General features: G+C 71.2%; 29 protein-coding genes. 18 read left to right on the top strand and 11 right to left on the bottom strand.

Annotation, left to right across the window (positions count from 1 at the left end):
* Positions 1-40: 40 nt before the first annotated feature.
* A complete protein-coding gene (locus N8J89_RS20925) occupies positions 41-1087 on the bottom strand; it encodes an LLM class F420-dependent oxidoreductase (RefSeq protein ID WP_283658680.1) in 1047 nt (348 codons plus the stop codon).
* A gap of 127 nt (positions 1088-1214) precedes the next feature.
* Here N8J89_RS20925 and N8J89_RS20920 point away from each other — a divergent pair, with 127 nt between their 5' ends.
* A complete protein-coding gene (locus N8J89_RS20920) occupies positions 1215-2192 on the top strand; it encodes an aldo/keto reductase (RefSeq protein ID WP_283658679.1) in 978 nt (325 codons plus the stop codon).
* Here N8J89_RS20920 and N8J89_RS20915 read toward each other — a convergent pair.
* Positions 2164-2451, bottom strand: coding sequence for a hypothetical protein (locus N8J89_RS20915; RefSeq protein ID WP_283658678.1), 288 nt, complete (start codon positions 2449-2451; stop codon positions 2164-2166). The two genes, N8J89_RS20920 and N8J89_RS20915, sit on opposite strands and share 29 nt — an antisense overlap.
* 186 nt (positions 2452-2637) lie before the next feature.
* On the opposite strand from N8J89_RS20915, the gene N8J89_RS20910 reads away from it, so the two are divergent.
* Both N8J89_RS20910 and N8J89_RS20905 read left to right on the top strand, forming a co-directional pair.
* A complete protein-coding gene (locus N8J89_RS20910) occupies positions 2638-3630 on the top strand; it encodes a YncE family protein (protein WP_283658677.1) in 993 nt (330 codons plus the stop codon).
* A complete protein-coding gene (locus N8J89_RS20905) occupies positions 3627-3857 on the top strand; it encodes a DUF5703 family protein (protein ID WP_252479400.1) in 231 nt (76 codons plus the stop codon). The genes N8J89_RS20910 and N8J89_RS20905 overlap by 4 nt, the downstream gene beginning before the upstream one ends.
* A 92-nt stretch (positions 3858-3949) precedes the next feature.
* On the opposite strand, the gene N8J89_RS20900 is transcribed toward N8J89_RS20905, so the two are convergent.
* Both N8J89_RS20900 and N8J89_RS20895 read right to left on the bottom strand, forming a co-directional pair.
* Complete coding sequence (locus N8J89_RS20900; RefSeq protein WP_283658676.1) at positions 3950-4840, bottom strand: hypothetical protein; 891 nt, start codon at positions 4838-4840, stop codon at positions 3950-3952.
* Between the two features lie 270 nt (positions 4841-5110).
* Complete coding sequence (locus N8J89_RS20895; RefSeq protein ID WP_283658675.1) at positions 5111-5713, bottom strand: TetR/AcrR family transcriptional regulator; 603 nt, start codon at positions 5711-5713, stop codon at positions 5111-5113.
* A 67-nt stretch (positions 5714-5780) separates the two neighbouring features.
* Here N8J89_RS20895 and N8J89_RS20890 point away from each other — a divergent pair, with 67 nt between their 5' ends.
* Entirely contained in the window at positions 5781-6563 is a 783-nt protein-coding gene (locus N8J89_RS20890; protein WP_283658674.1) for an MBL fold metallo-hydrolase, read from the top strand.
* A 1-nt stretch (position 6564) separates the two neighbouring features.
* Here N8J89_RS20890 and N8J89_RS20885 read toward each other — a convergent pair whose 3' ends face one another.
* Positions 6565-7158, bottom strand: coding sequence for a mycothiol transferase (locus tag N8J89_RS20885; RefSeq protein ID WP_283658673.1), 594 nt, complete (start codon positions 7156-7158; stop codon positions 6565-6567).
* A gap of 138 nt (positions 7159-7296) precedes the next feature.
* Between N8J89_RS20885 and N8J89_RS20880 the strand changes: the two genes are divergently transcribed.
* From N8J89_RS20880 to N8J89_RS20870, 3 genes are all read left to right on the top strand, one after another.
* Positions 7297-7992 (top strand): flavin reductase family protein, encoded by a 696-nt coding sequence (locus tag N8J89_RS20880; protein ID WP_283658672.1) that lies wholly within the window; start codon positions 7297-7299, stop codon positions 7990-7992.
* 139 nt (positions 7993-8131) lie between these two features.
* Positions 8132-8323 carry a hypothetical protein gene (locus N8J89_RS20875; RefSeq protein ID WP_252479388.1) on the top strand — a complete coding sequence of 64 codons (192 nt, stop codon included), beginning with the start codon at positions 8132-8134 and terminating at the stop codon, positions 8321-8323.
* Positions 8324-8353: 30 nt separating this feature from the next.
* Positions 8354-8998, top strand: coding sequence for a class I SAM-dependent methyltransferase (locus N8J89_RS20870; protein WP_283658671.1), 645 nt, complete (start codon positions 8354-8356; stop codon positions 8996-8998).
* Positions 8999-9004: 6 nt separating this feature from the next.
* On the opposite strand, the gene N8J89_RS20865 is transcribed toward N8J89_RS20870, so the two are convergent.
* Positions 9005-10324: an erythromycin esterase family protein gene (locus N8J89_RS20865; protein WP_283658670.1), complete on the bottom strand. Its 1320-nt coding sequence runs from the start codon at positions 10322-10324 to the stop codon at positions 9005-9007.
* A gap of 66 nt (positions 10325-10390) precedes the next feature.
* Between N8J89_RS20865 and N8J89_RS20860 the strand changes: the two genes are divergently transcribed.
* Positions 10391-10942, top strand: a complete 552-nt coding sequence (locus N8J89_RS20860) for a helix-turn-helix domain-containing protein (RefSeq protein WP_283658669.1) — start codon at positions 10391-10393, stop codon at positions 10940-10942.
* 194 nt (positions 10943-11136) lie between these two features.
* On the opposite strand, the gene N8J89_RS20855 is transcribed toward N8J89_RS20860, so the two are convergent.
* A complete protein-coding gene (locus N8J89_RS20855) occupies positions 11137-12024 on the bottom strand; it encodes an alpha/beta fold hydrolase (RefSeq protein WP_283658668.1) in 888 nt (295 codons plus the stop codon).
* 137 nt (positions 12025-12161) lie between these two features.
* Here N8J89_RS20855 and N8J89_RS20850 point away from each other — a divergent pair, with 137 nt between their 5' ends.
* The 4 genes from N8J89_RS20850 to N8J89_RS20835 all read left to right on the top strand — a co-directional run bounded on the left by N8J89_RS20850 (position 12162) and on the right by N8J89_RS20835 (position 14961).
* Positions 12162-12797, top strand: a complete 636-nt coding sequence (locus N8J89_RS20850) for a TetR/AcrR family transcriptional regulator (protein WP_283658667.1) — start codon at positions 12162-12164, stop codon at positions 12795-12797.
* 3 nt (positions 12798-12800) lie between these two features.
* Entirely contained in the window at positions 12801-13094 is a 294-nt protein-coding gene (locus N8J89_RS20845) for a DUF6204 family protein (protein WP_283658666.1), read from the top strand.
* A 60-nt stretch (positions 13095-13154) separates the two neighbouring features.
* The gene (locus N8J89_RS20840) at positions 13155-13631 is read left to right on the top strand and encodes a winged helix-turn-helix transcriptional regulator (RefSeq protein ID WP_283658665.1); all 477 of its coding nucleotides are present in this window, start codon (positions 13155-13157) and stop codon (positions 13629-13631) included.
* 130 nt (positions 13632-13761) lie between these two features.
* Positions 13762-14961, top strand: coding sequence for a cytochrome P450 (locus tag N8J89_RS20835; protein WP_283658664.1), 1200 nt, complete (start codon positions 13762-13764; stop codon positions 14959-14961).
* Here N8J89_RS20835 and N8J89_RS20830 read toward each other — a convergent pair.
* The 3 genes from N8J89_RS20830 to N8J89_RS20820 all read right to left on the bottom strand — a co-directional run bounded on the left by N8J89_RS20830 (position 14951) and on the right by N8J89_RS20820 (position 18821).
* The gene (locus tag N8J89_RS20830; protein WP_283658663.1) at positions 14951-18019 is read right to left on the bottom strand and encodes an ATP-binding protein; all 3069 of its coding nucleotides are present in this window, start codon (positions 18017-18019) and stop codon (positions 14951-14953) included. The genes N8J89_RS20835 and N8J89_RS20830 overlap by 11 nt on opposite strands.
* Before the next feature lie 11 nt (positions 18020-18030).
* Positions 18031-18450 (bottom strand): hypothetical protein, encoded by a 420-nt coding sequence (locus N8J89_RS20825; protein ID WP_283658662.1) that lies wholly within the window; start codon positions 18448-18450, stop codon positions 18031-18033.
* Between the two features lie 92 nt (positions 18451-18542).
* Entirely contained in the window at positions 18543-18821 is a 279-nt protein-coding gene (locus tag N8J89_RS20820) for a DUF6355 family natural product biosynthesis protein (RefSeq protein WP_283658661.1), read from the bottom strand.
* Positions 18822-19074: 253 nt separating this feature from the next.
* On the opposite strand from N8J89_RS20820, the gene N8J89_RS20815 reads away from it, so the two are divergent.
* From N8J89_RS20815 to N8J89_RS20795, 5 genes are read left to right on the top strand one after another with little or no spacing between them, the layout of a single operon-like run.
* Entirely contained in the window at positions 19075-20139 is a 1065-nt protein-coding gene (locus N8J89_RS20815) for a site-specific integrase (protein WP_283658660.1), read from the top strand.
* A gap of 6 nt (positions 20140-20145) precedes the next feature.
* Positions 20146-20532: a site-specific integrase gene (locus tag N8J89_RS20810; RefSeq protein ID WP_283658659.1), complete on the top strand. Its 387-nt coding sequence runs from the start codon at positions 20146-20148 to the stop codon at positions 20530-20532.
* Positions 20532-21083, top strand: a complete 552-nt coding sequence (locus N8J89_RS20805) for a hypothetical protein (protein WP_283658658.1) — start codon at positions 20532-20534, stop codon at positions 21081-21083. The genes N8J89_RS20810 and N8J89_RS20805 overlap by 1 nt, the downstream gene beginning before the upstream one ends.
* The gene (locus N8J89_RS20800) at positions 21080-22300 is read left to right on the top strand and encodes a hypothetical protein (protein WP_283658657.1); all 1221 of its coding nucleotides are present in this window, start codon (positions 21080-21082) and stop codon (positions 22298-22300) included. Before N8J89_RS20805 ends, N8J89_RS20800 begins: the two co-directional genes overlap by 4 nt.
* Complete coding sequence (locus tag N8J89_RS20795; RefSeq protein ID WP_283658656.1) at positions 22297-24528, top strand: hypothetical protein; 2232 nt, start codon at positions 22297-22299, stop codon at positions 24526-24528. Before N8J89_RS20800 ends, N8J89_RS20795 begins: the two co-directional genes overlap by 4 nt.
* On the opposite strand, the gene N8J89_RS20790 is transcribed toward N8J89_RS20795, so the two are convergent.
* Positions 24525-25169 carry a class I SAM-dependent DNA methyltransferase gene (locus N8J89_RS20790; protein WP_283658655.1) on the bottom strand — a complete coding sequence of 215 codons (645 nt, stop codon included), beginning with the start codon at positions 25167-25169 and terminating at the stop codon, positions 24525-24527. The genes N8J89_RS20795 and N8J89_RS20790 overlap by 4 nt on opposite strands.
* Here N8J89_RS20790 and N8J89_RS20785 point away from each other — a divergent pair.
* Complete coding sequence (locus N8J89_RS20785; protein WP_283658654.1) at positions 25141-25788, top strand: hypothetical protein; 648 nt, start codon at positions 25141-25143, stop codon at positions 25786-25788. The two genes, N8J89_RS20790 and N8J89_RS20785, sit on opposite strands and share 29 nt — an antisense overlap.
* Positions 25789-25814: the final 26 nt, after the last annotated feature.

Here is a 25814-nt window from a genome sequence, read left to right as displayed (position 1 = left end):
GTGCGATGACTCGGTCGGCGACCGCGAGATGTTGCGACACTTACCCCACTCCAGCTGCTTCCAAGGCTTCGACCGCGACGCGAAGGGACAGCGTCGCCTCGTCAAGATCTTGCAGCATCGCCGAAACGGTCAGCGTGGTGACCCCCGCCTGCGCGAAGGCCTTCACCCGCTCGGTGATCCGCTCCTTGGGCCCCAGCAGCGAGGTCGCGTCGATGAACTCCAGCGGCACCGCCGCCAGCGCGCCCTCGTAGTCCTTGGCCAGGAACTTGTCCTGCACCTCCTGGGCCTGCTCGCCGAAGCCCATCCGGGTGGCCAGGTCCTTGTAGAAGTTCTTCTGCTTGCTGCCCATCCCGCCCAGGTACAGCGAGGCGTACGGCCGCACCTTGTCCGCGCACGCCTGCCAGTCCTCACCCACCACCAGCGGCACGGTGGGCACCACGTCGAAGCCCGCCATCGTCTTGCCCGCCCGCTCGCGGCCGAGACGGATGGACTCCAGGCTCTCCGCGGAGTGCTCGGGGGAGAAGAACACACCCAGCCAGCCGTCGGCGATCTCGCCGGTCAGCTCCAGGTTCTTCGGGCCGATGGAGGCCAGGTAGATCGGGATGTGCTCGCGCGCCGGGTGCACGGTCAGCGTCAGCGCCTTGCCGGGACCATCCGGCAGCGGCAGCGTGTAGTGCTGGCCCTCGTACTTCAGCCGCTCACGCGCCAGCGCCTTGCGCACGATCTCCACGTACTCCCTGGTGCGGCCCAGCGGCTTGTCAAAACGCACACCGTGCCAGCCCTCCGAGACCTGCGGCCCCGACACCCCGAGCCCCAGCCGGAACCGGCCATCGGAGAGCGTGTCCAGGGTCGCCGCGGTCATCGCCGCCATCGCCGGGGTCCGCGCCGGGATCTGGAAGACCGCCGAACCGACATCGATGCGTTCGGTCTGCGCCGCGATCCAGCTCAGCACGGTGGGCGCGTCGGAGCCGTAGGCCTCCGCGGCCCAGACCACGGAGTAGCCGAGTCGATCGGCCTCCTTGGCCAGGTCAAGGTTCTCGGCGTCGTTACCGGCGCCCCAGTATCCGAGGTTCAGCCCAAGTCGCACCCGCCGAACCTTACTCGCTAGTAACAAACCCGGTAGGCGACCGTGACACCGGTCACACGACCGAGTGACCCGCCGCCACGCCCCAGCTACCCACGAACGGCTAACCAAGCACCTATCGTTGACCGCCGTGGAACAGCGACAGCTCGGCCGCAGCGGCCTCCGCGTCTCCCGCACGGCACTCGGCACCATGTCCTGGGGACGCGACACCGACGCCGACGAAGCCGCCAACCTGCTGCTCGCCTTCCTCGAAGCCGGCGGCACCCTCATCGACACCGCCGACGTCTACAACGACGGCCTCAGCGAAGAAATCCTCGGCAGCCTGCTCGGCGACACCATCCCCCGCCACGACCTCGTCCTGGCCACCAAAGCCGTCGCCCGCCGCACCGAAGGCCCCTTCGGCGGCGGCGCCTCCCGCGGCGCCCTGCTCACCGCACTCCACGACTCCCTGCGCCGCCTCAACACCGACCACATCGACCTCTGGCAACTCCACGCCTGGGACTCCAGCACCCCCATCGAGGAAACCCTCGCCGCCCTCGACACCGCCGTCACCAGCGGAAAAGTCCGCTACACCGGCATCTCCAACTACTCAGGCTGGCAAACCGCCACCGCCGCCGCCCGCCAGCACGCCCTGCACAGCCCCGCCCCCCTGATCTCCACCCAGGTCGAGTACTCACTCCTGGAACGCGGCGTCGAACGCGAAGTCATCCCCGCCGCCACCCACCACGGCCTCGGCCTCCTGCCCTGGGCCCCACTCGGCCGCGGCGTGCTCACCGGCAAGTACCGCAACGGCACCCCAGCCGACTCCCGCGGCGCCAGCCCGCACTACGCCCCCTACGTCGAACACCACCGCACCGAACGCACCGCCCGCATCGTGCAAGCCGTCGCCACCGCCGCCGACGGACTCGGCACCTCACCACTGGCCGTCGCCCTCGCCTGGGTCCGCGACCGCCCCCTGGTCGTCGCCCCCGTCATCGGCGCCCGCGACACCGCCCAGCTCGCCGGCATCCTCGCCGCCGAAGACCTCACCCTGCCCCCGGCCATCCGCGCCGCCCTCGACGACGTCAGCGCCATCGAGCTCAGCTACCCCGAACGCCCACTGCCGTGACCATCGACCGCAACAACGCCCCCACCACCCGCCGGTCCGCCGGATCAACACCCTCCACCGGCGACTCCTGCACCCACTCCACATCCGCCCGGCCCGGCACCGACGGCGCATCCGCCCGGTAGACCACCAACCGGGCCACCCCACGCCGCAACACGAACGAGAACTCCCGCCCATCAGCCAGGTGCCCGTGGCCGTGCGCCTGCTCCCCCACCCGCAGCCCCTCCAGCACGAACGAACCCCGCGAACTGGTCGAGTTCATCGGAAGACTCCTCACCGGGCGGGGCGACTCAGGGCGGATACGGCCAACACGGTAATACTTCGCCTAACAACTACTACGAGTTACAGGTCGTGGAGTTGTTCACACCCGGAACGTGACGAGAGCGTGAACTTCCGGGATGCTGAACCCACCACGGCCAACACGGGAGGAACCAGAGTGCGTCGGCTGATGGCGGCCCTTCTCACCGGAACAGTCCTGCTCACCGGCTGCACCACCAGCCAGGACAACACCACCGAGCAGCCACCGGACGAGATCGTCCCCGCCACCCCCGCCACCGCCCCGCACCGCGGCGCGGTCCCCGCCGGCACCGTGACCCCCCTGCCCGGCAAGGCCACCGCCCTGCTGCACGACGAGACCACCCAGACGGTGGCCATCGCCGTCAACGACCCGGCCCGCCTGCTCCTCTACCCCGACGCCAACCTCGCCGCCACCCCCCGCGAGGTCCCGCTGCCCGGCCCGGTCGACCAACTGTCCCTGGTGGACGGAAAACTGCTCGCCCCGGTGCGCGCCAACGGAAAACTCCTCCGCATCACCCTGCCCGAAGGCACCGTCGACACCCTCGAGGTCACCGGCGGCCCGCTCTCGGCCACCCAGGTCGGCGACCGCACCATCGTCGCCCTGCGCGAACCCGGCCAGGGCATCGCCGTGCTCAACGCCCAGGGCAAGCTCGAACGCACCATCACCCAGGGCTTCCGCGGCGTCAGCGCCGTGCTCCCCGCGGGCAAGAAGGTCGCCGTCCTCGACGAGCTCCGCACCGCCCTCATCGAGGTCGACCCCGCCACCGGCGAGCTCGGCGCCGGCCTGCGCGCAGGCGATGCCGCCACCCGCGCGGTCACCGACCGCTTCGGCCGCATCCTGCTCATCGACACCCGAGCAGGCGAACTGCTCGCCTTCTCCACGAACCCGCTGATCATGCGCCAGCGCTACCCCGTGCCCGGAGCGCCCTACGGGATCGCCTACGACCGCACCAGGGACCTGGCCTGGATCACCCTCACCGAACGCGACGAGGTGGTCGGCTACCACGTGGCCACCGGCTCGCCGGAGGAGAAGTATCGCTTTGCCACCGTGCACCAGCCCAACTCGGTCGCGGTGGACCCGAAGAGCGGACGCGTGCTCATCGCCTCCGCCGACGGAGGAGGGGTACAGGTGGTGCAACCATGAGTGCCGCAACCGACGGGGCGGTAACCGACGGAGACTGGGAGTACCAGCCGCTGCGCATCCCACCGGGAGTCTCCCGGCGCGCGGCGGCCACCCAGCTCGCCATCCACGCCGAGTTCGCCGGATGGGAGCTGTCCAGGGTGCTGCTGTTCTCCGACGGCACCCGCAAGGTCTGGCTCCGCCGCAAACGACGACCAGCCCACGCCGGTCTACCCGGAGTCATCATCTGAGCCCAGCCCCCGGCTGAGCCACCGCACACACCAGGGCCTCCCGCCCCGGCCGCCGCCACCCAGCGGCCCTCGTGCTGTTCGGGTTCTCCTCGTCAACAAAGCTGACGGGTCCGGCGCTGATAGGACCACGCCGCCACCCCCGAGGCGATCCCGAACCCGCCGAACCCCACCGCGCCCACCAGCCCCACCCACACCGGCGCGTCCGCGCTCCCCGGCAGCCAGCCCAGCAGCACCATCGCCCCCCAGCCCAGCCCCACCACCCCGTACGGACCGAGCAACGCCCCCAGCCACGCGGGACCCAGCAGCAGCCACCTCGGCACCCGCTCCCCCCACGGCCGCACCAGCGCCAGCAACAGCACCATGCCGGCCAGCGCCGCCAGCGCGGTGGCATCCAGCCCGTACCGCGCCAGCAGCCCGTAGAGCCCCCGCCCCGCGCCCACCAGGTCCGGCGGCACACTGTCACCCAGCCGGAAACCCCAAGCCCACAACGCTTTCATCACCACGTACGGCACGAACGCGGCGATGCCGAGGTACGCCGTCCGCCGCACCGCCACCGGCACCGACCTCGGCCGGACCGGCTCGCCGGGAGCCCGGCCACACCGCCCGCAGCACCCGCGCCCACGCCGCCTGCTCGACTCCGCGGCCGCCGCGAACAACCCGGCCCCCACCAGCGCCAGCACCTGCCGGAGCAGTCCAGCCCAGTCCGCCACCATCCCACTGATCACCAGCACCACCACCGAGATCACCGTGAACATCCCGGCGACCAGCGCCAGCGCTGCCACCGCCCCGGCCGCCACCGGCACCAGCCAGCCCGTCGCGGGCCGCACCGCCGCCAGCGCGACCAGCACCGCCACCGGCGTCAGCCAGAGCACCACCGCGGGCCCGCCCAGTGCCAGGTTCACCCCCGCGTAGCCCACCGCCCACACCGCCGCCGCGCCCGCGACCCACTCCGGCCAGCGCTGCCACCACTTCCCTGCCACCACCGCGACCACCTCCGGCTCCAGGCTTGCCGCGATGCCGGCCCGCGGACTCCCTCCCCGGCTGGAACCGGCTCCCCCGCACGTGGGAAACCCTTGCGCACCAACGCGTTCTGGCTTGCCTGCCGCGTACCGGCGAAGGCTTGCTCAACTTGCCTGTTTCCGTGCGTTGGTTGGTTCTTTTTGTTCTATCAGAATTGATTTCAGTCGACACTGATACCATCAATAAGACAAAGTCAACAAGCGCGCCGATGGCCGGACGCCACCGACGTGCGGTCAGGACTGGTGCAAGGCCCGTTCGATCGCGCGGCGGGCCCGCTCCGCGGCCGCCGGGTCGTGCTCGAGCTGCATGGCCGCGTTCAGCGCCAGCCCGGCGGCGACGATCTCGAACAGCGCCTGGTCCACGTCGAACCCGGCGGGCAGCTCGCCCTCCCCCACCGCCGCGACCAGGTCCGCCCGCAGCTGCTCCCGCCACCGCGACCACACCTCGGCCACCGCGTCCCGGACCCGGCCGGGGCGGCCGTCGTACTCGGTGAGCGCCGCGGTCATCAGGCAGCCGCCGGGCAGCAATGGCGCTTCCAGGTAGTCCACGGAGCCGGCCAGCACCGCGCGCAGCCGCCGCAACCCCGGCTGCTCGGCCAGCGCGGGCTCGACCACCCGGTGCCAGAAGTCCACGAAAGCCTTGTCCAGGGTGGAGATCTGCAGCGTCTCCTTGGTGCCGAAGTGCTTGTGCACCCCGGACTTGCTCATCCCCAGCTCCTCGGCGAGCCGGCCGATGGTGATGCCGTCCAGCCCCTCCTCGGAGGCGATCTCGGCGGCCCGGCCGAGGATCCGGCCCCTGGTGGCCTGCGCCTCGGCCACTGAGCGTCGCGGTGACATGTGACGAGGATAGCGTACGCGCGTTCGCTATTGCTTTGTCGAACGGTCGTACGCTAATTTCCGCCGCATGCGAATGCGACGACTGGGCTGGGCCGGACTGGAGATCGAAGCGGACGGCGAACGACTGGTGATCGACTACGTGCGGGACCTCTCACCGCTGTTCACCGGCTGGCAGCCCGGCGAGCGACTGACGAAGCCGAGCGGGCCGGTCACCGCCGCCCTCCTCACCCACCTGCACCGGGACCACACCGACGCGGCCGCGCTCGCGGAAGTGCTGACACCGGGGGCACCGGTGCTCCGCCCGGCTCCCGGCCACGGCGACGACGTGGACAACGTCACGACGCTGCCCGCCGAGCGCGAACTGGCCCAGCACCGGCTGGCCGCCGAGGTCGTGGACACCTGGTCCACCCGCGAGCTCGGGCCGTTCCGGGTCACCGCGGTCCCCGCCGTCGACGGGCTGGGCGACCCGCAGCTGAACTGGGTGGTGCAGGCCGACGGACAGCGGGTCTTCCACGGCGGCGACACGATGTTCCACGGCTACTGGTGGCTCATCGCGCGCCGGTTCAGCCCGTTCGACGCGGCGTTCCTGCCCGCCAACGGCGCGGTGGTCGACGCGCCACACCTGCAACCACCCAGCCCGCTGCCCGCCGCGATGGACCCGAGGCAGGCCGCCGCGGCCGCGGCGATCCTGGACGCCCGGCACGCGGTGCCGATGCACTACGAGGCCGAGGTGCCGGACAAGATCGCGGGCTACGTCGAGGTCACCGACCCGGCGCAGGAGTTCCGCATGCACGCCGGCGGGCGCGCACACGTGCTGCCCACCGGAGCGTGGCTGGACCTCGCGGCGTAGCTCAGGCCAGGAGGGTGCCCGGGGCCGGCTGGTACGGCTGGAAGAAGTCGTTGGCGCTCGCCCCGGCCAGGGTGAGCACCAGCGTCGGCACCGCCACCCCGTCGAGCTGCTCGCGGATGATGTCGGTGTGCCCCGCGTGCCGGGCACACTCCTCGATCAGGTGCACCAGGAAGTAGCGGGCGTGGATCGGCCGGGCGTCGAAGATCCCGTGCCACGGCGCGGGCGGGGCCATGGTCTCGGCGGCCGGATCGGTCGCGGCGACCGCGGCCAGCAGCTGAGCCCGCAGCCGGTCGAACTCCTCGATGGTGCCGGCCACCGTCTCGTCCTCGCGCACGGTGAAGCTGTCGGTGAACTCGGCGTAGGCCGCCGCGTCGACCGGCTGCTCGGTGACCTCGGCGCGCAACCGCTCCAGCGCGCCCCGCATGACCCAGGCCGCGTGCTTGATGATGCCCCCGACCGACAGCGCACTCCGGCAGGGCGTCTCGCGCGCCTGCTGCTCGGTCAGGCCGAAGGCGGCGGCGCGGATGGCGGTGAGCTGCTCGTCGAGGTAGTTGACCAGGCCGGTGATCTCGTCGTGCTGGGCGGGTGCGTACATCGTTCAACCTCCAGGGTTCCGTGATGGTGGTGTGGAGACGATCCTGCCGACCATCTAGGTCAGCTCCTGTCCGCTACCGGATCATGACGGCCGATTCCCGCCAGCAGCGGTCCTGAGTGGCCTCGCAGACTGGGCGGCGTGAACACCGAACCCCGTGCGCACCAGGCGATCGAGCCCGGCATCCTGTACTTCGGCACCCCGGTCGTGCTGGTCTCCACCGAGAACGAGGACGGCACACCGAACCTGGCCCCGATCTCCTCGGCGTTCTGGCTCGGCTGGCGCGCGCTGCTGGGCATCAGCGCGAAGTCGCACACCACCCGCAACCTGCTGCGCACCGGCGAGGCCGTGCTCAACCTGCCCAACGACGCCCTGGCCCCCGCGGTCGACCGCCTCGCCCTGACCACCGGCTCGGACCCGGTGCCACCGGGCAAGCTCCGCCGCGGCTACTTCCACGTCGCGGACAAGTTCGGCCGCGCGGGCCTGACCCCGGTCCGCTCGGAGACGGTCGCGCCGCCCAGGGTGGCCGAGTGCCCGGTGGCGATGGAGGTGGTGCTCGAGGCGGTGCACCCGGTCGCGGAGGCGGACGAGCGGCAGCGCGGCGGGATCGTGGCGGTGGAGGTCCGGGTGCAGCGGGTGTTCGCGCACGAGGACATCCGGCTGCCCGGCACCGAGGACCACATCGACCCGGACGCCTGGCGACCGCTGATCATGAGCTTCCAGAAGTACTACGGGCTCGGGCCGCAGGCGCACCCCTCGACGCTGGCCCGGATCCCGGAACACCTCTACCGCGGCCCGGACATCGACCGCGCCCGCACCGTTCCCGCGAAGGCGTGAGAACCGGCTCCTCTCCCGGCGGGTTTGGCTTGTCTGTTCGAATGATTAATTTCACTCGACACTGAAGTCATCGTGACAAGAAAGAAGCTTGTCGGGCAGAATGAGCCACCTGCCGGATCAAGCGTTGCTGGAGGTTGCGGTGGCCCGAACCCGTACGGCCGCGATTGTCGGGGTGGTGTTCGCGCTGCTGCTCCTGGCCGGCGGGGTCACCCTCAGCTGGGGCGCCACCACCATGACCGACTACCGGGGCACCGTGGTGCTGGTCCTCGGCGTGGTGCTGTCCGGGATCGGTCTGCTCGCGCTGATCTCGGCTTTCCGAGGGCCGTCCTAGCGCGCCGCACGCCGCGCATAGGATGCCTCCGTGCCGCAGCCTGCCGATCTTGAGACCGTCCGCGAGTCCTACGACCGGGTCGCCGATGCCTACGTGGAGCTGGCCGTCGGCCGGCTGGAGACCGAGCCGTGGCTACGGGCCATGCTCGCCGGGTTCGCCGAGTCCGTGCGCGGACTCGGACCGGTCCTGGACGTCGGCTGCGGACCCGGCCACGTCACCGCGCACCTCACCGAGCTCGGGCTGGACGCCTCGGGCGTTGACCTGTCCCCGCGGATGGTCGAGCACGCCCGCAAGCAGTACCCGGACCTGCGGTTCTCCGTCGCCTCGGCCACCGAGCTCGACCTCGCGCCTGCCTCACTCGGTGGCGTGCTCGGCTGGTGGTCGCTGTTCAACCTCCCCCGGGAGGCGCTGCCCGGCGTGCTGCGGACCTTCGCCGAAGCGCTCGTCCCCGGCGGGCAGGCGCTGATCGGCACGCACGTCGGGGACGGCGACATCCACCGGACCGAGGGCTACGGCGGCCTGCCGGTGTCCTGGACGACCCACCTGTACCACCCCGACGAACTGGCCGGGATGCTGGCCGACGCCGGTCTGGAACCGGTCGCCGAGCTGCGGCTGCCGCCTCAGCCGCCGTCGCTGCGCCCCCAGGTCGTGCTCACCGCGCGCCGCCCGGCCTGACCCCGGTCAGCCGCCACTCCCCTGCCACTTGGCGAACATCGCCCGCACGTCCTCGGGTGAGGCGGCGATCGCCTCGGGGTCGGGTTCGCCCGCGCTGACCCTGGGCACGTGCACCAGGGCGTCGTAGGCGGCCAGCGCGTCGACCTCGGCGTAGTACATGCCGTGGCACTGGCGGGGCACCGCCCGGAGGGTGTCGCGGTCGGCCGGGTCCAGCGTGCGCAGGTTGACGCCGAAGAGGCCGTCGTGGCTGGCCGCCAGCACGCCGTCCAGGCTGTCCGGCTCGGGCGCGGGCAGCTCCTCGAACAGCTCACCGGCGTGGAAGCCCCGGCCCAGCATCTGACCCGGCCCGGAGGTCGTGCCGATCGCCCGGTACTCCTCCCCCAGCCGGTCCGCCAGGTGCACCCCGAGCGTGGTGATCGGTCCCGTCCCCGGCAGCGCGCCCGGCCAGCGCTGGACGTGCCCGTTGTGCGCGCCCAGCACGATTCGTTCCGCCCGGCCCAGGATCCACTCCACCGTGTCCGCGCTGGTGGCCTCCCGGCTGAACAGGGCGGTCTCCTGGTCGCCCGCGGCCATCGCGCGGACCACGACGTCCACGGTGCTGGTGGCCCGCATCGCGCGCACCGCCCACTCGTAGGCCTCCGCGCCGGTCCGCCGCAGGTACGGCAGCCGCCTGCTGGTCAGCCGGGTGTGCAGACCGGCCAGGCCCGCGGTCAGCGCGTCCCTGCGCTCGGGTGCGAGCCCGGCGTAGGCGCCCAGCGCGGCCGGGATGCCGAAGGCCGACGGCACTGCGAAGGCCAGCGCGATCTCCCTGATCGCCGGGTCCGGCCGGAACTCCGGATCGGCCGCGGTGAAGTAGGCGAGCACCGCGTCCAGCATGGGCAACAGGCTGACGTTCGAGCCGCCCAGGTCGAACCCGTACCAGCCGACCGCCTCCGCCGCCGTGCTGTTGTGCGCGCGCAGCCACTCCAGCTGGGCGCGCACCGACCGCCACACCCCGGTCAGCGAGTTCATCCCGTTGGCCAGCACCGGGCCCAGCTCCCCCGGCCCGCCGCGAACCCAGTCGTCCACCTGCCTGCCTTCCACCACCCCGCTCTCCACCGCACAGGCGCGGAACCCGTGCCGCTCCACCAGGTACCGCTGCACCCGGTGCCGGAGCCGCGGGAACTCGGTGGTGTAGTGCCCGCTCTCGCCGATCGCGACCACCCGGGCGTCGCCGATCACCTCGTCCAGCCAGCTCAGGTCGTCCAGCGGTGCGGCCGGATCCAGCGTCGCCAGCGGCCGCACCGCGGCCCTGCTCAGCCGCGCGCCCGAGATCTTCGTGCTCATTCGTCCTACCCCCGTCGCTTGCGTTCCCAACTTTGGGAACGGTACCAGATGTGGGATCGTAGCCCCGTGGACACCCTCGACCTGCTGCTGCACCCCGTCCGCCTGCGCATCACCTGGTGCCTGTCCGGCGGGCGCACCGTCACCACCTCTGAGCTGTGCGCGCAGCTGCCGGACGTGCCCAAGACCACGGTGTACCGCCACGTCGGCCTGCTCGCCGAGGGTGGCGTGCTGGAGGTCGCGGACGAGCGGCGGGTGCACGGCGCGGTCGAACGCCACTACCGCCTCCGCCAGGACCGCACCAAGATCGACGACGACGAGGCAAGGGCGATGTCCCTGGACGACCACCGCCGGCTGTTCACCGCCGCCATGGCCGCCCTGCTCGCGGAGTTCAACGGCTACCTGGACCGCGAGGGCGCGGATCCGGCGACCGACCTGGTGGGCTACAAGCAGGGCACGGTGTGGCTGAGCGAGGCGGAGATGGCGGACCTGGCGGGCGAGGTGGTCGCGCTGCTCCGGGCGCGCGCGGCGAACCAGCCCACGGACGGGCGCAGGCCGTATCTGATCAGCCCGGTGTTCTTCCCGCTCGCCCGCCCGGAGACACCGGCCAGCGGGGCCTAGCCGGAGGCGTCTGCTGCGGTGGAGGGCGCGTTCGCCGGGCGACCGGCCCGCTGCCACCGGAGCGCCCGGCTTCCCTCCTCCGTGCGGTTTGGCTCCTTCTCGTCTTTGCGCTTTATTTCACTCGTCACTGAAGTCATCATGACTAGGAAGAATTTAGGGCGAGCAGCATTACTGCAGCTCAGAGCTGTGATCGACTACGGCAGCGAGTCCACCAGGGTCGCGATCCGCTCGGTCACCTCATCCGGGCGTTCCAGCGGCAGCATGTGCCCGGCTCCCGCCACGATGACCTGCTCCCCGCACCCGCACACCCTGGCGATCTCCGCGACGTGGCTGGTCGGGCACAACCGGTCCTGGTCCCCCGTCATGATCACCACCTCCGCCCCGGACAGGGTCGCGCCCTCGACCACGCTCAGGGCGGCCTGGCGGTCGTGACGGTCCAGGGCCGGTTTGAACAGGGCCACGGTTTCCGGCCAGTTGGACCAGACCATGTCGGCCGTGAGGTCGACGTCCTCGGAGCGTGGTTTGGCGCCGAAGAGGAACCAGCGCAGGCCCGCGGTCTTGGCGGGTTCGATCTTCTCCCGCACCTTGCGGACCACCGGGCCGAACAGGCGTTCCAGCTCGTGCACCAGCCGGCCGACCGGTTGGGCGAGGCCGAGGTTGGCCTCGGCGAAGCCGCCTGCCGCGGTGGACAGCAGCACCAGGCCGCCGATCCGCTGGGAGAACAGCCGCGGGCGGCGGACGGCCAGCGCGAGTGCGGCCATACCGCCCATCGAGTGCGCGACCAGCACCACCCGGCCGCTGGGGATCGCGCGTTCGACGACCACCGCCAGGTCGTCGGCGAGCTGGTCGATGGTGGCCGTCTCGGCGGTGGCGGGGCTGGACTCGCCGTGGCCGCGGTGGTCGTAGGCCACCAGCTGCACCGGCCGCGCCACCGCGGTTTCCAGCACCTCCAGCTGCCGGTTCCATTCGCGGTGGTCCAGTGCGTAACCGTGCGCGAACAGCACGGTCACCGGCGCGGCCGGGTCGCCGCGGCGGATCAGGTTCAGCACGGTCCCGTCTTCCAGGAGCAGGGCTTCGCTCATGTCGGCCTTAACGACGTTCGGGGAGATGGGTTACGGCCGACGGCGCGGCTTCCCACGGACGTGGCGAGGGACTCAGTTGTGACTGAGCACGAAAAATGGAGTCGACCCCAAGTTTGCCATGTGCTTCACTTTTGCCGGTGAGCACACCGGGACTGCGGGAGCGGAAGAAGCGGGAGACCGCGCGACGGATCGCCGACACCGCGCTGGCGCTGTTCGTGGACCGCGGTTTCGACCAGGTGACCGTGGCCGAGGTGGCCGCGGCCGCCGATGTCTCGGTGAACACCGTCTACAACTACTTCCCGGTCAAGGAGGACCTGGTGCTGCCGCCGGATGAGACCTCGCCGGAGCGGCTGGCCGACATCGTGCGGGCCAGGGCGGTCGGGGTGTCCGCGGCGGACGCGGTGCTCGACCACCTGCGCGCCGAGGTCCGGCGACGGGACCGCAAGGTGGGGCTCACCGCCGGTTTCGGACGGGTGCTGGCCATGATGCTGGCCGCGCCGACCCTGGCCGCCCGGATCGAGCGCAGCGGCGCGGAGATGGTGGATGCCCTTGCCGCGCAACTGGTCCGGGAGACCGGCGAGCGCGGGCTGCGGCCGCGACTGGTGGCCGGTCAGATCGGCTGGGCGCACGCGCTGACCTTCGCCGAGATCGGCAAGCGGACCCTGGCCGGGCAGCGTCCGGCGACCATCGCGGCCGCCGTGCTCCGGCTGCTGGACGGGGTGCGGGACGTGTGGGGAGAGCAGGTGCTGGGTTATGCCGTGCGAGAGGACTGAGCTGTGTTCCGGGTGACCATCAGGGGGAAGTTCGAGCCGCTGTCGGCGGCGCAGCGCGCGGCGCTGGCCGCGGTGAGCGGCATCGGGTACACCGACGCCGGCTCGTTCAGCCACGACGCGGACGCCACGGTGTTCAGCTTCCGCTGCCAGGTGCCGGCCGAACCCGACGACGATGACGGCATCGCCGAGCTGAAAGCGGAGGAACTGCTTGCCGCACATGGGATTCCGGTGCGCCAGGTGCTCAAGGTCGCGGTCACCGACATGCGCGACATCAAGATCAAGCGGAAGAAGCGCTGACCACGACCACCACCGGCGTCTGAGTAGGTGCCGCGAACTTAGCGGTGGTACCGTCACGTCATGACGCAGGTGATCGGCCGGCAGGCTCGCTGCGCGATAGCTCGCGGGGTCGACCTGCTCGGTGACAAGTGGGCGCTGTTGATCGCGCGGGAGGCCTGCTGGGGCCGCACCCGGTTCTCGGAGTTCCGGCGCAACCTCGGCATCGCCCCCGATGTGCTGGCCAACCGCCTGGCCGCGCTGGTGCACGAGGGCGTGCTGGAGCGCCGCGCCTACCGGGACACCGGGGCCAGGGCCCGCGAGGAGTACGTGCTCACCCCGGCCGGTCACGACCTGCTGTTCGTGCTGGCCGGGCTGGCGCACTGGGGTCGCGAGCACCGGCCGCTGCCGGAGAGCTCCTCCCCCGTCTACACCGACGCCGACACCGGCGAGCAGGTCGAGCTGTGCTTCGTCACCAAGGACGGCCGCCGGGTCGCGCTCGACCGGGTGGACGCGGGCACCGGGCCAGTATCGCCGCGCCCCAGCCGACCTTGTGGCTGAACGGGGTGGTGCGCAGGTTCTCGCCGCAGCGCAGCGCGTAGCCGGCGTAGCCGAGGGCGGCGGGCCAGGCCGAGCGCGGTGAAACCGCGGTGAAGCCACGCTGAAACCGGGCCGGTCCAGCCTGGGCGGCATGACCACGAAGTCGCTTTTGACCACCATCCACCAGGAGTTCCCCTGGATGCGCGGTGAGCAGCCCGCCGAGCGGGTCGCGTTCAACGAAGAGCTGGGCATGTGGGAGGTGTTCGGCTACGCCGAGGTCGTCGAGGTGCTCGGCGACAACGACAACTTCTCCGCCAACACGCTCAAGCTCATGGTCGGCGAGGAGGCGGCGGCGGAGTTCAACGACGGGAACCTGCTGCAGACCGACGCGCCCGAGCACCGTAAGCTCAAACGGCTGCTCAGCCACGCGTTCACGCCCAAGACCGTGGCCGACCTGGAGCCCCGGATCGCCAAGCTCGCGCACGAGATGCTGGACCAGGTGCAGGACCGGGACGGTTTCGAGTGGGTGGCGGAGCTGGCCTACCCGCTGCCGGTGACCGTGATCGCGGAGATGCTCGGCGTGCCCAGCGGCGACAAGGACATGTTCCGCAGCTGGGTGGACGAGCGCTTCGGCAACGACATGCAGCTCTCGCTCAACCCCGGCGACATGGAGCAGCAGCAGGCGATCATGCGCAGGCAGTTCGAGATGGCCGAGCAGCTGACCGCCTACATGTCCGAGCACGCCGCCGAACGCCGCCGAAGCCCGCGCGCGGACCTGCTCACCGAGCTGGTGCAGGCCGAGGTGGACGGGCTCCGGCTGACCGACCGGCAGGTGGCCACCTTCGGCAGCCTGCTGCTGCTCGCCGGGCACATCACCACCACCATGATGCTGGGCAACACGGTGCTAATGCTGGACGCCAACCCGGAGCAGGCGGCCAGGGTGCGCGCCGACCGGTCGCTGATCCCGACCGCGATCGAGGAGTCGATCCGGCTGCTGTCCCCGTTCGCCACCGCGTACCGGGTCGCCACGGCCGAGGTGAAGATCGGCGAGGCGGTGGTCCCGGCCGGGCAGATGGTGCGGATGTGGACCGCGGCGGCCAACCGGGACGCCTCGGTCTTCGCCGACCCGCACACCTTCGACGCCGGCCGGGACCCGAACCCGCACCTGGCCTGGGGCCGGGGCATGCACTTCTGCATGGGCGCCCCGCTGGCCCGGCTGGAGGGCCGGGTCGTGCTGGACGTCCTGTTCGACCGCTTCCCCACGCTGCGCGTCGACCCGGACCGCCCGGTGGTGTTCATGCCCAGCCCGGAAACCCTCGGTGTGCGCAGCCTGCCGCTGCTCACCCGCTGACCAGCTCGACCAGTGCGCGGGCCGCCGCCTGCAGCTCCAGTTGCGAGCGGCCCGCGTAGTCCAGCCGGGCCTGCCGGTAGGCGGCCTGGTCGGCGCGTTCGGCGATGCCGGTGATCCGCGCGCCGGACATGGTGGGCTGGAAGGCGCGGGAGAACCGGAACCGCTCGGCCAGCGCGATCATCCGCGCGGCCACCGCCGGGTGCCCGCGCTCCAGCCGCACCAGGGCCAGCGCGACCAGCAGCACCCCGCACACCGGGAACTCCTCCACCGTGGTGCCGGGCCCGGCCGGGACGGCCAGCAGCTCGGCCAGCCGCGCGGGCAGCGTCTCGGCCAGGTCTGCCACCAGGTCCAGGCGGCCGTGCTGGGCGTGCGCGGCCACCGTGACGCCCTGGGCCTCCAGCGCCCAGTTCTCCGGCTGGACCGACCAGGCGGGGCCGGACAGCCGCCGCAGCACCGCGAGTCCTTCCTCGATCTGGCCGCGGGACAACAGGATCGCGCCGCCGACGCCGAGGCGGAACATCTCCTGGTAGGTGGCCTCGGCGTCCTCGGCCGGGGGCAGCCACTGCTCGGCCTCGTCCACCGCGCCCAGGTGCAGGTTGGCCAGCATCACGCCGACCCTGGTGCCCACGAAGTCCGCCGACAGGCCCAGTCCTTCCAGTTCCCGCAACGCGGTCTGGGACTCCTGGAGCGCGGTCTGCGCCCGGTCCAGCTGTAGGTTCAGCTCGGCCAGGCGCACCATGGCCAGGATCCGCAGCAGCGGCACGTCCGGGGGCAGCCGGGCCAGCATGCGTCCGGTGCAGCGCAGCGCCCGCTCCGGCACGCCGTCGCGCTCCCACAGGTAGCCGGCCATGAACTCCGCGGCCGCGGCCAGCAGCGGTTCCGGGCGTTCGCGCAGCTCGCGCAGCACCTCGTCGTCCGCGCCCAGGGTCTCCACCGACTTGGTCAGCACCAGGGCGAAGGCCCGCACCGGTGAGTCCGGCGATCCCGGGGGCAGCCGCCGCAGTGCCAGCAGGGCCCGCCCGGCGCGCAGGCCGCGGCCCTGGAAGTTGAACAGCGAGCACAGCACCGCCGCGGTCCGGGTGACCTCCAGCAGCTCCGGTTCCGGGCGGTAGCGGGCGAGCACCGGGGCGCACAGGTCGCTGGCGCGCAGCATCCGCAGGTGGTTGTTGTCCACCAGGCCGAGGGTGGCCAGCAGCGCGGCAGCCGCGACCGCCGCCTGTGGGTGGCCGCGGTCCACGGCCAGGCGCAGGGCGTGCGCGAGGTTGTCGTGCTCGGCCCTGATCAGCTCGGAGGCGGTCAGCGGGTCCGCGCCGAAGACGTCCTCGTGCCAGGACCGGCCGACTTCCGTTGCCCAGCCGAGGAATCCGGCGGTGACCGCGTCCTCCTCCCCCGCCGCCGCCCGCTGCCGCGCGCCGAACTCGCGGACGGCTTCCAGCATCCGGAACCGGGTGCCCAGCGGGGTGTCCACCACCTTGATCAGCGACTGGTCGGCCAGGTGGGTGAGGTCGGCGAGCACCTCGGTCGCGCCGAGCACACTGGCCGCGCTCTCCGCGGTGAACCCGCCGGGGAACACCGACAGCGTCCGCAAAGCCCGCTGTCCCCGGGGCGCCAGCAGCGCCCAGCTCCACTCCAGGGCCGCGCGCAGGGTGTGGTGCCGGGGCGGCGCGTCCCGGGAACCCCCGGCCAGCAAGGAGAACCGGTCGTCCAGCCGCCGGGCGATCTGGGCCACCGAGAGCAGCCGCACCCTGGCCGCGGCCAGTTCCACCGCCAGCGGCAGCCCGTCCAGGCGGCGGCACAGTTCGGCCACGGTGTCCTCGGGCAGCTCGACCTCGGGGCGGGCGGCCCTGGCCCGCTGGGTGAACAGCTCCACGGTGGCCGGCAGGCTCAGCTCCGGCAGCGGGTAGACCGCCTCGGAGGTCAGGCCGAGCGGGGTGCGCGAGGTGGTCAGCACGCGCAGCTCCGGGGTGAGCGCGACCAGGGCCCTGACCAGTTCGGCCGCGCCGCGCACCACGTGCTCGCAGTTGTCCAGCACCAGCAGCGCGCCGCCGGCCAGGATCCGGGTCAGCCCGCGGACCGGGTCGCCGAGGTCCGCGCCCAGCTCGGCGGCCACGGCGGGCGCGACCTCCTCGTCCGCGCCGATCCCGGCCAGCTCCACCAGGTGCACCAGGCGGTGTTCGGGGGCCCGGCTCACCGCGTGCGCCAGCCTGGTCTTGCCGAGGCCGCCGGTGCCGACGATCGAGGTCACCCTGGACGTGCGCAGCAGTTCGGCCACCCGCCGCAGGTCCTCTTCCCGGCCCAGCAGCGGGTTCGGCTCCTGCGGCACGCCTCGGCGCACCGCCGGCTGGGTAGCCCGCAGCAACTCACGGTGGGCCTGCCGCAGCGGCTCGCCAGGATCGGCGCCCAGCTCGGCGCGCAGCGACCGCCGGTACCGCTCGAACCGCTCCAGCGCGGCCGAGGGCCCGGCAGTCGCCGCCTCGGCGCGCAGCAGTTCCGCCAGCAGCTCCTCATCCCGTGGTCGCTCCTCGACCAGTGCGGCCAGCGGTCCGACTGCCTCGGCATGCCTGCCCAGCCGCGCCAGCGCGAGCGCCCTGATCCGCGCCAGGTCCGGGCCAAGACCGGCCAGCCGCGCGCGCAGCCGGGCCACCGGATCGTCCCCGGCGGCGGGCTCGATCCCTTGACACAGCACGATTCCGGCCTCCGCCGCGGCCAGCGCGGCCAGGTGCTCCCCCGCGCGCGCCGACCGCTGCGCCTCGGCCGCGGCGGCCGCCAGCGCGGTCGCGTCCACCTGCTGCTCGGTCAGCGTCAGCCGGTAGCCGGTCGGGGTGCTGGCGATGACCTCCGCGCCCAGCTGGGCCCGCGCGCGCGAGATGAGGATCTGCACCGCTTTCACCGGGTGCTCGGGCCGCGCCTCCGGCCACAGGCCCTCGACCAGCCGCCCGGTGCCGCACCCGGCGCGCAGGTCCTCGGCCAGCAGGGCCAGCAGCGCGTGCAGGCGCGGGCCGGTGATCACGTTGCCGCGGAAGGAGATCCGCGACAGCAACACCAGCTCCGCCCCCATGCCGCCGAAGTCTAGTCCTCGCCGCGCACCCGCAGGTCACCACTGGTGATCACGGTGCTCGGCGCCGGTCCGAGACAGCGCGCCGCCTCCGCCTGCCAGGCCATGCCCACCAGGTCGCGGCGACCCCGGTCGAGCACGCTGAGGCTGAACCGGTCCCCCGGTGCGATGTGCCCGATGCCGTGCACCCGGTCCACCACCCCGGTCACCACGCCCACCGGCCCGCCGACCCGCACGCAGTCCACGGTCGCGGTCAGCCAGCCACTCTGTCCCTGGTAGTGGTGCGCGAGCCGGAATGTCGTGGCCCGCAGGTCGAGCTCGAACTCGCTGACCGGATCCGACATCCGGATCCGGGCCGTCCCGGTCACCGTCGCGGTGTCCGCGGGCACCCCTGGCAGCGCCACCAGCGCCGCCACCACCATCACGCCGATCATCCTGACTCCCCTCGGTGTTGGTCACCACCAGGGTGTCCGAACGCGGCGGGAGCCGGTTCCCACCTCAGCGGGAACCGGCTCCCCCGCAAGGGTCAGACGCGGCAGGCGCGCCGGTTCGACCAGGCGAAGTAGATCTTGTCGGCGTCGCCGATCCGGGTCGTGCCGGTGCGCACGCAGGTCTGGCCCTTCGAGCCGTTGTGGTAGTCGATGTAGACCTCGATCATGTTCTCGTCGTAAGGGCAGTGGTTGTACAGGCCGTCGTTGCCGCTCTCGGAGTAGCCGCACGGGGCCGCGCTGGCCGGTGCCGCGAACAGCCCGGCAGCGGAGAGCGCGAGCACCGAAGCGCCGGCGAAGAGCTTGAAGGAACGCATGGAGTCCTCCCGGAAGACAGCGGAATCACACCGAACATAGCCAGGCGGAACCGCTGTGGGACAACGGTTTCATCGGTGCGTGAACCCGTTGACAAACGATCAGGAGGCAAACCGCCGCCGGTACGCGGTCGGCGTCAGCCCGGTCTGCCGCCGTAGTCGCGGCTTTGTTCCTGTGTCTCGTTTGGATGGTGTGTGGGGCGGCTGGGAGTGTCCGTCAGCGCCGTGCCTTGTTGTTGACATAGGTACGGGAGCCATGATCTTGACGACTTTCTCGGCCAGTGGCTGGCAGTCGTGGCACGTCAGCCGCAAGCCGCTGATTCGGGAGCGCATGCCGGTGCTGATCGATGACGATCTGCGGTTCGAGGATGACGACGGCACACAGCGTCCAGTGGTGGCGGTGAACCGGTGGTTGCAGGAGTTGCCGGTCAGCGGTGCCCCGGCCGAGCGCACCTGGCGGGTGTACGCGGATGTGCTGCGTTCGTGGATGGAGTTCCTCGACGAGGTCGGGGTCGGTGTGTTCGGGCGGCGGCAGGAGCTGCGGTCGGCGCTGAGCGCGTACGCCGGGTATCGGTTGTGCTCGGGACCGCTGGGAGCACGGTGGGAACCGTCCACGTGGAACCTGCACACCAACGTGTTGGGCGGGTTCTACCGGTGGGCGCTCGCGGAGGGCCATGCCGCGGCGGAGCCGTTCACCTATGCCACCGCCCGTCGGGTCGCCGAGGGTGTGGTGCGGGAGTATCGCCGCAACTTGGCAAAGGTGCGGGCACCGAAGCCGCACACCACGATCAAGTACCTGGAGGCCGAGTTCGTCAGGCTGTTCGTCCGCGCGCTGGGTGGGCTTCGCCCGGACGGCGTTGCTGATGAGTCGTTCCAGGGCCGGTATCTGGGGCGCAACGCGGCGATGGGCGAGTTGGTGGCCGCCAGTGGGCTGCGTCGGCGCGAGTTCACGCACTTGTTGGTCTATGAGGTGCCGGGTCTTCCGGCGCGGCGCAGCGACGTTCCGGTGCTGTTCCCAGTGGGGCATGGCGTGGCGAAGGGGGCGAAGCAGCGCACCTCCTGGATCGACTACGACGTGCTGGCGCGGGTGCACGACTACATCAACCTGGAACGCGCGGCTGCGGCACACGGTTCTGGTTGGCGCCCACTCACGGGTGAGCCGCTGGTGGTGACCGAGCCGGACTGGGAGGGCGGCCGGATCAACGGTGTCCGGCGGGCCTGGCGCACGCTGACCGCGGCCGAGCGGCTGCGGCTGGTGGCGTCGGAGGGCGGGTCGTGTTTGCTGGCGGTGCAGGCAGACGGTTCGCCGTTTGTGGACTGACCGACGGTGTTTCGCCGCACGTCGCGGCGGGTCCGGGAACGTTTTGAGCCGCGGTTTCCGTTGGTGCACCCGCATCGGCTGCGGCATTCGTTCGCGATCCACACGCTGGAGAAGTTGGTCAGTGGCTACTACCGGCAGGCCGCGGCGCTGGTCGCCGACGCGGGCGCGGACGCCGGGCTGGCGCTTTACCTGACCAAGGCCGACCCGTTGGCGGTGCTGCGGGATCTGCTCGGGCACAGCAGCGTGACCACGACGGAACTGTATCTGCGTCGCTTGGATGTCACCCGCGTCTATCGCACGGCCTACGAGCACGCCGGGCAACAGGCCGGACTCGTCCCCGCCGGGATCACGGCTGAGGTCGAGGCCGAGTTCGCCGGGGAGGCGGAGGTCTGATGCCGGCCATCGTGACCACCACGCCGTTGTCGGTGCGGTTCGAGTTCCCGGACGGCACCTCCTGGGCCGCTCGCTTGGACGGGCTGCCGAACCCTCAGCTGGCCGAGGATCTCGCCCAGGGCTTGCCGATGTTGACTCATCCGTTGGGCGGGATCGGGGCACGCGCGACGGCGGGGAATTACATCGGTGCGCTGCGCTGCATGGTGCGGGAACTGACGGCGGCCGGCTTCACCGGAGGTGCGGCCGACCTGACCCGCTCCATCCTCATCCGCTACTGGATGTCGGTTAGCGCGTTTCGGGAGGCGGACTCCCGCGTTCTGCTGGCCGGATATGACGCCGCGACCGAGCAACTCGACACGCAGGTGCGTGCCCATCTGGACGGTCGGGCGTTGAAGGCGAAGCCCGCCTACAAGCCGCTCGCTGCCTACATCGAGCGAGAATGGGCCACCCTGGTCGACCGCTGCCAGAGCATCATCTCTGACGCGCACTCCGCGCAGCAGGTCCTGCTGCGGGCGGCCGAGGACGGCATGGATCCATGCCGGGCGGGTTGAGCGATGAGAACCTGGCCTGGTTGCTGCTGCGGCACGGCCCGCTCGGTCGCGCGCAGGTGATCCGGTGGGCCGGGGTGACGAGCTACGCGGTGGCCCAAACGAACCTGGGCCAGGTGACCCGGACCTTGTTCCCGACGACCGACGTCACGTTCGCCTACGTGCTGTTGTTCGGCGCCTACACCGGCATCGTCCCCGACGGCATCGCCGACCTCGGAGTGCCCGACATCGACTGGGCAGGCGAGGCCACGATCCTGCTCGACTACGTCAAAGGCCGCTCGGGTCCGCAGAGCCTGACCTTGCCCCGGCAGGCAGTTCGCCTGCTGGAGCAGTGGCTGGAGCATTCCGCCCCACTGCGCCGTGTCGTTGGTGAGGAACTGCGGTCGAGGTTGTGGATCCGGCTGAACCAGGGCTTGGGCCACAATCCCGCCAGCGAGGCGGGAAGTCCGGCGTCCGGTCTGGTGTTCCGCAACGGGTTGAGCCGACGCTGGGCCGCCACGCACGATCTGACCGTCGACGGTGTCCCGACCTCGTTGCACCGCAGCCGCATCCGCACCACCTACCAGAACCTGTTGTCCCGTCGCGGCTGGACCGGCCGCACCACCATCGATCCCAACCACAGCGCCGCGGTCGAGGGCGATCACTACCTGAGCGTGACCACACCGGCCCAACAGGACGCGATCGAAGCGATCATCGAGGATGGGCAGGCCGATCTGCTCCGCAAAGCCAAGCCACCGCGTGTCCTGACCGACGAACAGGCCGTGGACGCGGCGTCCGGGTTGCCGCAGCTGGCCGCCGAGCACGGGTTGGACGATGCCGCGATCACCGAACTGCTCGGTGGACAGCGGGATGTGTTCGTCGCGGCCTGCGCCAACCAGCTGGCCAGCCCGTTCGGTCCGGCGGGCAAGCCCTGCCCCGCACGGCCGTGGGTCTGTCTGCTGTGTCCGCTGGCGGTGTTCCTGCCTCGTCATCTGCCGAACCTGTTGCGGCTCAAGGGTTTCTTCTCCCGACAGTTCCGCCAGCAGCCCACGACCGCGTCCCTGGCCGTGTTCGGCCCCTACGCCCACCGACTGGAGACCGAGATCTTGCCCCGCTTCGACCAGCAGGCGATCACCGACGCCGCCCACGCCCTCGACACCGAGGCCGACACCACGGCCGGCAGCGAGATCGGTGGCAGCGTCGGCGAGCTGCTGCCGCTGCGTCCCGAGGAGTTGGCGTGACCGACCAACACCTCCTCCCCAGCACCGACCACCCGCCGTCGTCCTCGGTATTCACCGGCGCCGACGTCTGCGAGCTGGCAGGGCTCACCCTGCTGCCCGGCTCCGTTCGTCCCGTGTTCGACCAGGACGTCTGGGTGCTGGACGGGTTGGCCGACGCACACCGGATGATGGGCGCGGTCGAGAAGCGGTGGGACTTCACCGCCATCACGAACCCGGCATGGCGGCGGATGGCCAAAGAACTCATGCTCGCCCTGCTCGCGCCGACCCACGAAGCGGTCGCCCGACTCCCGCACGCGCACCGCGAACGCCTGAGCCCCCGCACCTGCCGCAAACACCTCAACAGCCTGATCAAATGGCTGTCCTGGCTGGACAAGCACGGCGTCCGCAGCCTGGCCGAGGTCACCCAGCTGCACTGCGACCAGTTCCTGCAACACGCGTTCGTCAAGCACGACCCGAACGGCAACCCCACCGAGACCGCGAACACCCCAGGCAGCGTCGCCGCCCGCGTCTGGGTGCTCCAACTGGTCGCGATCTACGGCGAACTGTTCAGCACCGACCGCTACCAGCCCGGATTCACGCCCTGGAACGGCACACCGGCCAACACCGTCGCCGGGCACCAACGCGCCGGGGAAAACAGGACATCACCGGTCCCGCTGCCCGTCCTTCAACCGCTGCTGACGGCCTGCCTCTATCTGGTCGACACGATCGGGCCGCATCTCGTTGAGCTGCGCGGCGAGTTCCGCCGGGCTCCTGAGTGGGGCAGCGCGCCTCCGGGACTGCTCACCGACATCGGCATCGCGCGGCTCACCGCCTTCCTCGCGGGCGAGATCGAGGCGGGCCACGCCTTGCAGCGGCTGCCGCAGGCCGCGATCGACCGGCGCCTGGCCGACGGCTGGAGCCCGGCCGACCCGGTGCTGCCGGTGAACCTCAGCCCGCTGGGGCGCCAGCTTGGCTACGGCCGGGTGCTGCTGCGCCACGTCGAGCAGATCCGGCCGCACCTCGAACACACCGTCCGGGTGCTGGGGGTCGAGCACGCCTGGGGCCGCAACGCGGCACCAGTGCTCGGCGCGGACGGCGGCAAGGCCCGCGCCTGGACGCTGCCGGTGTCCTACCACGAGATCCGCGGCCTGGTCACCGCGGTCCGCACCGCCTGCCTGATCCTCACCGCGGCGGCCAGCGGCATGCGGACCAGCGAACTGCTGGAACTACGCATCGGCTGCCGACGGCCTCCCCTCACGATCACGGGCGGCGGCCAACGCTTCCGCCTAGCCAGCAAGGTCATCAAAGGCCGCCAGTTCGGCGGCGAGGACGACGAGTGGGTCGTCGTCGCCGAGGTCGACCAGGCGATCGCGCTCGCCGAACGCCTCCACGGCGGCGACACCGGCGAACCCGTGTTCGGCGCGATGGTCTTCCACACCAGCTACCCACGCCTGCGCAACTGGATCGACGGACCGACCGGGCAGCGACTCGGCCTGACACCGATCCCCGCCGGCCCGCTCAACCTGCGGATGCTGCGCCGCACGCTGGCCCAGGAACTCGCGCAACGCCCCGGCGGACTGCTCGCGGCGAAGATCCACCTCAAGCACGTGTCGACCGCCACCACCGAGGGCTACGCCAACCGCCCCGGCGGATCACAAGCCCTCTTCCACGCCGAAGTCCAGGAACTGGAGGAAGAACACCACCTCCGCCTGACCATCGACGCATTCCGCCAGTTCCAGGCCGGACAGCTCCCCGCCGGACTCGGTGCCCGCGGCCTCATCGCGACCTTCACCCACATCGACAACGCGCTGCGGGACAGCGCACCGGCCGAGCCGACGGTGCTGGACACCGACCGGCGAATCGAGAACCTACTCCGCGCGCAGGCCGCAAGCCTGCACGTCGGCCCGGCCAACTACTGCTGGTTCCGCGACCCGTCCAAAGCGCTTTGCCTGCGACTGGCCGGGACCACAGAGGCGACACGGCCGCTGATCGGACTGTGCGACTCGGCCCGCTGCCCGCAGGCCACCCACCACGCCTGCCACCGACCGATCTGGGCCGAGCAGGCGGCCACCTTCCAAGCGTTTCTCGGCAACCCCAGAGTCCCCACGGGGGAGAAGACCCGGCTTCGGCGCGAGCACGACCGTGTCCAACGAGTGCTCGACAGCATCGACGAGGCCACCAGCACCGCTGGGAGCACACCCGCATGTCCTCCGGTTCTGACTGGCGAGCCCGACATATACAGAAGTTAGGACTTACTGCGTGCGAAAAGAATCGCTTGCTGAGCTTTCGCATCCGGGTCGAGCAGCATCTGAGCCTCGACCACGAATCCGGCATCGCGCAGCCAGGATGCCACCTGGTCAGGCTGACGGCGGTGGACATGGACCTTCATCGGGTGACCGCCATAGCCCTCCGTCATCAACCGCGACTCGTCGCCGACGTGAAACAGGAGCTGCAGCGGTCCGCCGGGACGCAATGCTCGGTGGAAGTGCCCGAACACAGTCGGCACCTCGTCGTCAGGGATGTGGATCAACGACTGCCAGGCGAGCAGGCCGGCCACCGAAGCGACGGGGAGGTCCAGGTCCGTCATCGAGCCCACCTCGAACCGCAGGCCGGGGTGGTCGCGCCGGGCCACGTCGATCATCCCAGGGGAGAGGTCGACACCGAAGGCGTCGACACCGAGCTCATGCAGGTGGGCGGTGACTTCACCGGGGCCGCAGCCGACGTCCGCGACCGGCCCGCCGCCAGCGATCCGCACGCTGTCGGCGAACAACGCCAGAGCCGCGCGCAGGTACTGGTGTCCGGCGAGGGCGCCGCGCACTTGGTCGGCATAGCTGACCGCGACCGTGTCATAAGAGGTTCGGGTGTCGGCCAACCAGTCATCCGTGGTCATGACCGGCACGATATTCCATGATCACGACCTCGTGGACGGCCGACGCAGAGAGACCGATCATCGGCCGCCAACTGGCCCAGAACTCTGCCACGTTTCGGCAGACCGCAATGCAGGAGAGCACATCTTCATGCCGCTGACCACCGAACAGCGCCGCCGCAACGAGGCCAGCATCCGTGCTGCGATGGACCGCCTACTGCTGGGACAGCTTCCAGCCCGCGGCGGTTGCGACCTCAAGACTCTCGCACGAGAAGCCGGCGTCGCCAGAACGGGCTTCTACGCACGCACCGACCCGCAGGGCAACCAGCGGCCAGGGCCCTATCAGCACCTGGCCCAGGAGTTTCAGCGTCGGCTGGCCGATCTCCGCGAGGCGGGCACCGTCTCAGACCCGCGCGAACTCCAGATCACCAGGCTGAAAGCCGAGAACGCCAAGCTCCGTGAACGCGTCCGGGAACGCGATGCACGGATCATCGAGCTCACCGAGTTCAAGGAGCGCGCGTTGTCACAACTCGCCGCGCAGCACGAAGAGATCCTCCGGCTTCGACAACGCGCCGACTCACCGAACAACGTCCGCACCCTCCCCACCGCCAGGAAGTCGAGGATCACCGGACCATGCGGCTGAACGAAGACCTGTTCCAAAGGAGTACC

The sequence above is a fragment of the Crossiella sp. CA-258035 genome (assembly GCF_030064675.1).
GTDB lineage: Bacteria > Actinomycetota > Actinomycetes > Mycobacteriales > Pseudonocardiaceae > Crossiella.
The sequence above is the reverse complement of the archived record's forward strand: the minus strand, read 5'-3'. Positions and strand labels throughout refer to the sequence as shown.